Source organism: Cellulomonas telluris (assembly GCF_004886325.1).
Lineage (GTDB): Bacteria > Actinomycetota > Actinomycetes > Actinomycetales > Cellulomonadaceae > Cellulomonas > Cellulomonas telluris.
Window position 1 is genome coordinate 1 of record NZ_QXFN01000117.1, and the last position, 512, is coordinate 512.

1 protein-coding gene is annotated in these 512 nt (G+C 72.7%); it reads right to left on the bottom strand.

The genetic code is table 11. The annotated features are described in order from the left end of the window. Positions 1–512: extracellular solute-binding protein (locus FB586_RS19005; protein ID WP_136520878.1), on the bottom strand; the 512-nt coding region annotated here is incomplete at both ends.

Sequence of the window (512 nt, forward strand, 5' to 3'; positions counted from 1 at the left end):
CTGCGGCGTCGACTGGCCCGCGAACATGAGGGCGAGCTCGTCGTTCATCGCGCCTCCGATCGACTCACCGAAGGCCGTGTCGAAGTAGAGCTGCACGTAGGGCGCGTCGTCGCGGACCTGGATCAGGTCGGCGAGGACCGGGTCGCTGACGGCATCGGTCGCGGCGGGCAGGGTCGGCAGGCCCATGTCGTTCTCGGCGAAGCCGCGCTGCACCTCCTCGCTCAGCAGGTAGGTCACCAGGTCGACGGCAGCGTCGGGCGCCTCCTGCGAGACCGCCCACGCGTCGCCGCCGCCGAGGGCCGCCGTCGGGTCGCCCGCGCCGCCCTCGACCTCGGGGAACGGGAACCAGCCGGTGCGCTCGCCGAGGCCCTTGCCGTCATCGGTCAGGCCCTGCATGACACCGGGCTCCCAGTGGCCCTGCATCTCGCTGGCCACCTTGCCGGTCGCGAGCAGGCCGGACGCGGAGGTCGCACCCTCCTGCGCCGGGGTCGCGAGGAAGCCCTTGTTGAACG